The sequence below is a fragment of the Pseudolysinimonas sp. genome, assembly GCF_057350545.1.
In genome coordinates, this window is the sequence record NZ_JBMRCP010000086.1 from 24890 (window position 1) to 33748 (window position 8859).

Annotated in this window: 9 protein-coding genes and 2 tRNA genes; 2 read left to right on the forward strand and 9 right to left on the reverse strand. The window is 70.4% G+C overall.

Annotated features, from left to right (window positions below):
• Positions 1–25: 25 nt before the first annotated feature.
• The 5 genes from ACO1X9_RS12440 to serS all read right to left on the reverse strand — a co-directional run bounded on the left by ACO1X9_RS12440 (position 26) and on the right by serS (position 3647).
• Positions 26–114 (reverse strand) — tRNA-Ser (locus ACO1X9_RS12440).
• Positions 115–164: 50 nt separating this feature from the next.
• Entirely contained in the window at positions 165–1403 is a 1239-nt protein-coding gene (locus ACO1X9_RS12445; protein WP_486351159.1) for an LCP family protein, read from the reverse strand.
• 36 nt (positions 1404–1439) lie between these two features.
• Positions 1440–1524 (reverse strand) — tRNA-Ser (locus ACO1X9_RS12450).
• 42 nt (positions 1525–1566) lie between these two features.
• A complete protein-coding gene (locus ACO1X9_RS12455; protein WP_486351160.1) occupies positions 1567–2388 on the reverse strand; it encodes an HAD family hydrolase in 822 nt (273 codons plus the stop codon).
• Positions 2385–3647: a serine--tRNA ligase gene (gene serS, locus ACO1X9_RS12460; RefSeq protein ID WP_486351161.1), complete on the reverse strand. Its 1263-nt coding sequence runs from the start codon at positions 3645–3647 to the stop codon at positions 2385–2387. Before serS ends, ACO1X9_RS12455 begins: the two co-directional genes overlap by 4 nt.
• Before the next feature lie 66 nt (positions 3648–3713).
• On the opposite strand from serS, the gene ACO1X9_RS12465 reads away from it, so the two are divergent.
• Positions 3714–4784, forward strand: coding sequence for a diacylglycerol/lipid kinase family protein (locus ACO1X9_RS12465; RefSeq protein WP_486351162.1), 1071 nt, complete (start codon positions 3714–3716; stop codon positions 4782–4784).
• On the opposite strand, the gene ACO1X9_RS12470 is transcribed toward ACO1X9_RS12465, so the two are convergent.
• From ACO1X9_RS12470 to pheA, 3 genes are read right to left on the reverse strand one after another with little or no spacing between them, the layout of a single operon-like run.
• The gene (locus ACO1X9_RS12470; protein ID WP_486351163.1) at positions 4736–5041 is read right to left on the reverse strand and encodes a hypothetical protein; all 306 of its coding nucleotides are present in this window, start codon (positions 5039–5041) and stop codon (positions 4736–4738) included. The two genes, ACO1X9_RS12465 and ACO1X9_RS12470, sit on opposite strands and share 49 nt — an antisense overlap.
• Positions 5038–5541 carry a hypothetical protein gene (locus ACO1X9_RS12475; protein ID WP_486351164.1) on the reverse strand — a complete coding sequence of 168 codons (504 nt, stop codon included), beginning with the start codon at positions 5539–5541 and terminating at the stop codon, positions 5038–5040. Before ACO1X9_RS12475 ends, ACO1X9_RS12470 begins: the two co-directional genes overlap by 4 nt.
• 14 nt (positions 5542–5555) lie before the next feature.
• Positions 5556–6488, reverse strand: a complete 933-nt coding sequence (pheA, locus tag ACO1X9_RS12480; RefSeq protein ID WP_486351165.1) for a prephenate dehydratase — start codon at positions 6486–6488, stop codon at positions 5556–5558.
• Between the two features lie 109 nt (positions 6489–6597).
• Between pheA and pgm the strand changes: the two genes are divergently transcribed.
• A complete protein-coding gene (gene pgm / locus ACO1X9_RS12485) occupies positions 6598–8211 on the forward strand; it encodes a phosphoglucomutase (alpha-D-glucose-1,6-bisphosphate-dependent) (RefSeq protein WP_486351166.1) in 1614 nt (537 codons plus the stop codon).
• 38 nt (positions 8212–8249) lie between these two features.
• Here pgm and ACO1X9_RS12490 read toward each other — a convergent pair.
• The coding region (locus tag ACO1X9_RS12490) for a M15 family metallopeptidase (protein WP_486351167.1) at positions 8250–8859 on the reverse strand (610 nt) is incomplete at its 5' end.

An 8859-nucleotide genomic window follows, 5' to 3' on the forward strand; every position in this document is an offset into this window, starting at 1 on the left:
TAGCCCCTGATCAGGGATTTCGAAGCGGAGACGGCGGGATTTGAACCCGCGGACCCCTTGCGGGGTCTCCACCTTAGCAGGGTGGTGCACTCGACCGGACTATGCGACGTCTCCCGGACTGCCTCAGCCATCCTAACGGCACGCACCCGGCGCGCCGCACCGGATCAGTTGGCGACCGAGCAGGTGTGCTGCGCCGCGTTCTGACCCTTGAGCCCCGGGATGACCTGCGCCTCGGGGATCGGGTCGCTCGGCGTCGCCGACGGGTCGGGCGTGGCCGACGGGTCGGGCGTGCCAGGGGTGGGCGCGTTCGGGTCGAGCGTCGACCCGCCGTCCGCGCCGACCGCGTTGGAGTCGAGCCCGATCGGGGTGTCGGCCTTGATCGCGTCGAAGAGCGCATTGGCCGTCGACGTGATCGGCTGCACCTTGCCGGTGTAGATGCCGGTGCCGCCCGTGCGGCTCGGGTACTGCACCATCGCGATGTTCTCGAGCGGGATGTCTTTGAGCACGAGCGCGATCGACACGAGGGTATCGGGGCGCGCGAAGCCCTGCGACAGGGTCATGTTCTGCGTCGCCGCCTGGGCGATGCCGTAGAGCTTGCCGAAGTCGTTGAGCGTGCCGTCGCTCTTGATCGTGCGCACGAGCGACGACAGGAACACCTGTTGCGAGCTGATGCGCCCGAGGTCGCTGCCGTCGCCCACACCGTGCCGCGACCGGAGGAACGCGAGTGCGCTCCAGCCCTGCAGGGTGTGGACTCCGGCCTCGGGCAGGTTCAAGCCGGTGTAGGGGTCCACGATCGGCTCGGTGATGCAGACCGGCACGCCGCCGACGGCGTCCGACATCGCGATGACCCCGTTGAAGGTGATGAGCCCGGCGAACTGGATGTCGAGTCCGGTCAGGTTCTGGACGGTGAGCACGGTGCAGGCCAGCCCGCCGTACGACATGGTCTCGTTGATCGGCAGACCCGTCGCGGGGCCGCCGTCTTCGCATTTCGGCATCGGCACGACCATGTCGCGGGGAATGCTCACGAGCACCGCGCTCTTCTGGTCGGCCGCGACGTGCAGGAGCATGTTCACGTCGTTGAGCTCCGAGCCGGGGTCGTCGCCGAACGCATCGCCCTGTCCCTCGCGGGTGTCGCTCCCGGCGAGGAAGATGTTGAACCCGCCCTCGAAACTCGCGATGTTGACCGGGGCGCCGCCGGCGTCGAAGTCGATCTCGACCGTGTCGATCTGCGACTGCAGCTGCCACACCGCGATGCCCGCGACGGACACCCCGGCCACGAACACGACGGCGAGGCTCCCCGCGACGAGGGAGAGGATCGACTTCCAGGCGCGCGCGGGCGTGAGCTTGCCGTGGCGGGCGATACCGGCGCGTTCGCGGGCCGCGGGTCGCTGACGGTCGCTCACGTCGGGTCCTCGTTCCTGATCGGGTGGCGGCAAGGGCGGAGGGCGTGGGATTCGAACCCACGAGACATTTCTGCCCACCAGTTTTCAAGACTGGCTCCATCGGCCGCTCGGACAGCCCTCCCTGGCGAATCCGAGAACTGATCGTAACGGACGCCGACGCGGGCTAACCCGGGAAATGCCGTGAGAGCGCAGCGGCGAGACCGTCGTCGAGATCGGTGCCGGTGACCTCGGTCGCGGCCTCGACGACCTCGTCGGGCGCCTGCCCCATCGCGACGCCGACGCCGCCGCCCGCGGCGGTCCACTCGAGCATGTCGATGTCGTTGCGTCCGTCGCCCGCCGTGAAGACTCGGGATGCCGGAATGCCCAGCGCCGACCGCACGCGTTCCAGCCCGGTCGCCTTGTTCACCCCGTCGGGGGCGATGTCGAGCCAGGCGGTCCAGCCGACGTTGTAGGTGACCTTGTGGAGGCCCATCCGCTCGACCACGTCGAGGAAGTCGTCGATCTGGTGCCCGGGAGAGAGCACGACGACGCGTGTGGCCTCCATGTGCAGCAGTTCGTCGAATTCGACCTTCTCGCTCGCCGCACCGAGCGCACCGTCGGGGAAGTGGCCGGTGAAGCGGAAGACGCCCTCGGCATCCTCGACCGCGAAGCTCGCCTCGCCGAGGTGGCCGCGGATCGTCCGCAGCACCTCGGTGGGGTCGAAGATCTCGACGTGGTGACGCGAGTAGCCGACGGGCGCGTCGGCGTCACGGCGCAGCACGAGCGCGCCGTTGGCGCAGACGACGTACTCGGAGACGAGACCGAGCCGCTCCATGATCGGCAGCGTCATCGACATCGAGCGTCCGGTGGAGAGCATCACCTCGTGCCCCTGATCGCGCACGGCCTGGATCGCCGCGATGGTCGCGTCGGTGAGCGTGCCGTCTTCCTGGAGCACCGTGCCGTCGACGTCGAGCGCGACCAGCCACTTCTCGGTCGCGTCGGTCACTTGGGCTCCAAGACCTCGAGGCCGCCCAGGTAGGGGCGCAATGCCTCGGGCACGACGACCGATCCATCGGCCTGCTGGTGGGTCTCGAGCAGAGCGACGATCCACCGCGTCGTGGCGAGGGTGCCGTTGAGCGTCGCGACGGGCGAGGTCTTGCCGTCGGCGCCGCGGTGGCGGATGTCGAGGCGGCGCGCCTGGTACGTCGTGCAGTTCGACGTGGAGGTGAGCTCGCGGAACGCACCCTGCGTCGGCACCCAGGCCTCGGTGTCGAACTTGCGCGCGGCACTCGAGCCGAGGTCTCCTGCGGCGACGTCGATGACGCGGTAGGCGAGGCCGAGGTCGGTCAGCATCCCCTCCTCCATCGCGAGGAGCGCCGCGTGCTCGGCCTCGGCATCCTTCGGGTCGGCGTACGAGAACATCTCGAGCTTCTGGAACTGGTGCACGCGGATGATGCCGCGGGTGTCCTTGCCGCCGGAGCCCGCCTCGCGCCGGTAGCACGTCGAGATGCCGGCGTAGCGGATCGGGCCGTTCGAGACGTCGAGGATCTCGTCTTTGTGGAATCCGGCGAGCGCGACCTCGCTCGTGCCCGTGAGATAGAGGTCGTCGCGCTCGAGGTAGTAGATCTCGTCGGAGTGCGCGCCGAGGAACCCGGTGCCCGCCATGATGTCGGGCCGCACGAGAGTCGGCGTGATGAGCGGCTCGAAGCCTGCGGCGAGCGCCCGATCGAGCCCCATCTGGATGAGGCCGAACTCGAGCCGCGCGCCGACGCCCTTGAGGAAGTAGAACCGCGCACCCGACACCTTGGCGCCGCGTTCCATGTCGATCGCGCCGAGCAGCTCGCCGATCGCGAGGTGGTCACGCGGTTCGAAGTCGAACTCGCGCGGGGTGCCGACCTCGCGGATCACCACGAAGTCGTCCTCGCCACCTGCGGGCACGCCGTCGAGCACGACGTTCTGGATGCTGCCGACGACCTCGTCGAACGTCGCCTCAGCCTCGGTCACCGCCGCCTGGGCGGCCTTCACCTGCGCGGCGAGCTCCTGTGCCTGAGCGACCAGCGCGGCCTTCTCCTCCTTCGGGGCGGCGGCGACGGTCTTGCCGAACGCGTTCTGCTCCGCACGCACCGTCTCGAACGCCGTGATGGCGGCGCGACGGGCGGCGTCGGCGGCGATCGCCGCGTCGACCGTGTCGGGCGAGACGCCGCGCGCCTCCTGCGAGCGCCGGACGAGGTCGGGGTTCTCGCGCAAGAGGAGCGGATCGATCACCGTCCCATCCTATTGACGGGTGTGCAAGCCCCCGCGTCCCGGCATCCCGTGGTCTACCGTTATCGCATGCCCGCGACGCCTGCGGCCACGCGTCGTGCGGCCGTGGTCTACAACCCTGTGAAGGTGGATGTCGACGCCCTCCGCGCGGCCGTCGCCGCGGCCGAGAAGGACGCCGGCTGGGCCGAGAGCCTGTGGCTCGAGACGAGCGTCGACGACCCGGGCACGGGGCAGGCCCGCGAGGCAGCCGAGAAGGGCGCCGAGGTCGTGCTCGCGGCCGGTGGCGACGGCACCGTGCGCGCGGTCGCGGAAGGCCTGCGCGACGCGGACTGCGCGCTCGCCCTGCTGCCGTCGGGCACCGGAAACCTGCTCGCCCGCAACCTGCATCTCACCCTCAACCACCTCGAGGAGTCGGTCGCCACGGCGTTCACCGGCACCGACCACGGCATCGACCTCGGCATCGCCGACATGCGTCGCATGGACGGCTCGCTCGAGTCACGTGCGTTCCTGGTGATGGCCGGCATCGGCCTCGACGCGCAGATGATCGTCAATCAGGACGAGCAGCTCAAGAAGCGCTTCGGCTGGCTCGCCTACATCGACGCGATCGGCAAGGCGCTGCGCGACACCAACCGGATGCGCATGAGGTTCCGCCTCGACGACGGGCCGACGCGGTCGATGAGCGCCCACACGGTGCTCGTCGGCAACTGCGGCTCGCTGCCCGGCAACATCCTGCTCCTGCCGGAGGCGTCGGTCGACGACGGCCTGTTCGACATCGTGAGCCTGCGACCCGAGGGCTTCGTCGGCTGGGTGCAGGTCTGGGTGAAGATCGTGTGGGAGAACGGCGTGCTGCGCCGGTCCCAGGCGGGGCGGAAGCTCATGGGGATGTCGAAGGAGATCCGCACGCTGCGCTACCTCAAGGGCGCCAAGTTCGAGGTGTCGCTCGACCATCCCGAAGACTTCGAGCTCGACGGAGACATCTTCGGTCAGGTCACCGGCTTCCGCACGACCGTCGATCCCGGCGCCGTGCGCGTACGGCTTCCCGAGGGGCACGCGCTCGACGCGCCGACCGGCGACGAGAAGGCGGAGGCGACTCAGGCGTCGCGTGACGCCGTCGCCGAGGAGGCCGACGCGGCGCGCTGAGCCCGCAGCGCCACGAGCGCGACGGCCGCCGCGAGGGCGATCAGCCCGGCTGCGAGGAACCACGGCAGGTGCTGGGCGAACGTCCACGCCTGGCTGAACTCCTGCGACAGCGCCTCCTGCTCGGCCGGGGAGTGCTGTGCGACCTCGGGCGAGTTCATCCGCAGCTGGACGGCGAACATGCGAACGACGATGGCGACCCCGAGCCCGAGGGCGGCGACCGCCACCCCGAACGCCGCGAGCACCCACCGCAGGTTCATCGCGACGTCCGACCGGCCGCACGCAGGGCGACCCAGAGGATGAGGGCCACCACCCCGCCGAGGAACAGCGGGCCGGGTAGCGAGTTCATGAAGACGAACAGCAGCATCCCGTCGATGCCCGTCCCGAACCCGAAGCCCTCGCTCTGCGAGTTCCACTGCAGCCACAGGGCGGCGTAGGCGGCGACGAACTGCACCGCCGCCATGCCGAGCAGCACCCACTCGGCGATCGGACGACGCCGCGTCGGCGGGTCGTCGTCGAGCTCCTCGGGCTCGACCTCCGCACTCGGAGCCGGCTGCTCCGCAACGACGGGTCGGGGTCTCGGCACCGGACGGTCGTCGACCCGCACGGCGGTCGTCACCGGACCTCCGGCGAGGCGCACCGGGGTTTCGCGCGACGGCGGGGCATCCCGTGCGACGGGCGCCGCGGTGTGCTGGGTCGGGTCGAAGCCGCGCTGGAACTGCGCGGCGTAGCGCGGGTCGATCCCTGAATCGTCCGCCATCCGCTGCCCTTCTGTCAGACCTCGGGCTCGCCCGAGAGGATGGCGCGCAGCCAGTCGCGCGCCTCGACGAAGACGTCGTCGCCGTAGCGGGACCGTACGTCGATCTGCTGACGATCCGCCCGAGGATACGACCCGAGGAACATGACGTTGGGGCTGAACCGCTTGAGCCCCAACAGGGCGTCGGCGACCCTCTCGTCTTCGATGTGGCCGTCGAGGTCGACGACGAACCGGTAGCGGCCGAGGGCGTCGCCGATCGGCCGCGACTCGAGCAGGCTCATGTTGACCCCGCGGGTCGCGAACTGCTCGAGCATCTCCATGAGGGCGCCGGGGGCGTCGGAGGGCAGTTCGACGATGACGCTCGTCTTGTCGGCACCCGTGCGCGGCGGGATGACCCTGCTCGATGAGACGTGCACGAAGCGCGTGACCGCGTTCGGGTTGTCGCCGATGCTCTCCGCGAGCACCTCGACCCCGTGCACTCCTTCGATGCCCGGCGGCGCGACGGCGGCGTCCGCAATCGACCCCGGCTCGAGCAGGCCTGTCGCGGCGCTCACGTTCGAGGTCGCGGGGAGATGCTCGTGGTCGGGGAGCTCCCGGTCGAGCCACAGATGGCACTGCGCGTAGGCGACGGGATGCGCGGCGATGACCCGCACCTCGGAGAGCTTCGTGCCGGGACGCGCGACCAGCGAGAAGTTGACGGGCACGAGGTACTCGCCGACGATGCGGAGGCCGGGGATGTTGGCGAGGGCATCCTGGGTCGCGCTCACGCCGCCCTCGACGCTGTTCTCGATCGCGATGACGGCCCCGACGCTGCGGCCCGAGAGCACGTCGTCGAGGGCCTCGCCGACGTTGTTGACGCTGCGCCAGTCCGCGCCCTGGGCCTCCGGTACCTGCGTCAGCGCGACCCAGGTGAACGTGCCGACGGGCCCGAGGTAGCTGTACGACGGCATGGCTGTGAGCCTACCGACACCGCCGATCCGCGAGGGGTCGCTGTGCGGGGTTCACGCGGCACGCGCAAGCCCCCACAGCGACCCCTCGCGGCGGTGGGAGGATCGGGGCATGACGGATCGCGCCGGCACGCCTGCTCAAGAGTCCGACCTCGTCGACCTCGACGCGCTGCTCGCGGCGTACGAGGCGCCTCCGGCTCCCGACCAGCCCGTCGTGTTCGGCACGAGCGGCCACCGCGGTTCGAGCCTCGACGGCGCCTTCACCGACACGCACATCGCGGCGATCACGCAGGCGATCGTCGAGTACCGCGCGTCGCAGAACGTCGAGGGGCCGATCTTCGTCGGTGCGGACACCCACGCGCTCTCCGCGCCAGCACAGCGCACGTGCCTCGAGGTGCTCGCGGGGAACGGGATCACCGCGCTCGTCGACGCCGCCGACGGCTTCGTGCCGACGCCCGCGGTGAGCCGCGCGATCATCCGCCACAACCGCGGTCTCCCGCTGGGCGGCGCGCAGGCCGACGGCATCGTCATCACTCCGAGCCACAACCCGCCGCGCGACGGTGGCTTCAAGTACAACCCGCCGCACGGCGGACCCGCCGACTCGGATGCCACGGGCTGGATCGCGGGACGCGCGAACGAGCTCATCGCGAGCGGCAACCGTGAGGTGCGCCGATCCAGCGACACCCGCGTCGAGGGTTACGACTTCCTCGGCGAGTATGTTCACGACCTCGCGGCGGTGCTCGACATCGGCGCGATCCGCGCGTCAGGTCTCCGACTCGGCGCCGACCCGCTCGGCGGCGCAAGCGTCGCCTACTGGGCACGCATCGCCGAGCAGTACGGCCTCCCGCTCACCGTCGTGAACCCGGCGGTCGACCCGAGGTGGAGCTTCATGACGCTCGACTGGGACGGGAGGATCCGCATGGACCCGTCGAGCCCGAGCGCCATGGCATCCGTCGTCGCCCGCCGCGGCGACTTCGACCTGCTCACCGGCAACGACGCGGATGCCGACCGCCACGGGATCGTCACGCCCGACGGCGGGCTCATGAACCCGAACCACTTCCTCGCGGTCGCCATCCACTATCTGCTCGAGCACCGCGAAGGGTGGCGGGTCGACGCCCGCATCGGCAAGACGCTCGTGTCATCGACCATCATCGACCGCGTCGTCGCGTCCCACGGTCGCGCGCTGTGGGAGGTGCCGGTCGGGTTCAAGTGGTTCGTGCCCGGCCTCCTCGACGGCTCCGTCGCGTTCGGCGGGGAGGAGAGCGCCGGGGCGTCGTTCCTCGAGCTCGACGGCTCGGCTTGGACAACCGACAAGGACGGCATCATCCTCGCCCTCCTCGCCGCCGAGATCCGCTCCGTCACCGGGAAGTCGCCGTCGGAGCTCTACCGCGAGCTGACCGCGGAATTCGGAGACCCTGCCTACGCCCGCGTGGATGCCGCGGCGACCCCGGCGCAGAAGGCGCGGCTCGGCAAGCTGTCCGGCTCCGACATCCGGGCCGACCGGCTCGCGGGCGACCCGATCGTCGACCGGCTGTCGACGGCGCCCGGCAACGGCGCGGCGATCGGCGGCGTCAAGGTGGTCACCGAGCACGCCTGGTTCGCGGCCCGACCGTCGGGCACCGAGGCCGTCTACAAGATCTACGCGGAGTCGTTCCGCGGGCCCGAGCATCTGGCCGAGGTGCAGGCCGAGGCGAAGACGATCGTCGACGCGGCCCTGGGAGGGTAGGTCTCGACACGCGCCTCCGGCGCTACTCGGCCACCGAATCAGTAGGTCGGGGCGGCCGGCAGGCCGAAGAACTCCTCGAGCGTCGCGACCCCGGTGTCGTGCATCTCGGTCGCCAGGTCGACGCCGACGTAGCGGTAGTGCCAGGGCTCGAACTCGTAGCCCGTGACGTGGGTGAAGCCGTTCGGGTAGCGCAGGATGAAGCCCCACTTGTAGGCGTTCGCGGCGAGCCAGGAGCCCTGCGTCGTGTCGGCGAAGCACTGGTCGAGATCGCACTGCGCCGGCACCGCGCCGAAGTCGATGACCATACCCGTCTGGTGCTCGCTGTGCCCGGGCCGCGCGCTCGTGAGGTCCGCCGCCTCCTGGCCGAGGCGAGAGACCCAGCCGTTGTAGACATCCACCTGGCGGCTGTAGCTGCGGTACGACGAGATCGTGCGGAACTGCAGACCGGTCTCGGCCGTGAACTGCGCCGCGAGCGCCTCGACCTGAGCGGCCGCCTCGGCGCGCATCTGGCCGCCCTCGATGAAGCTCAAGCCGACGAGGTCGGCCGGTGCGTAGTCCTGCGGTTGGAGCGGGCGCTGCTTGTTGACGACGACCCACGGGCTCGTCGGGTCGTCGAGCGAGTACTGGTCCATCGGGAACGTCGGGGTC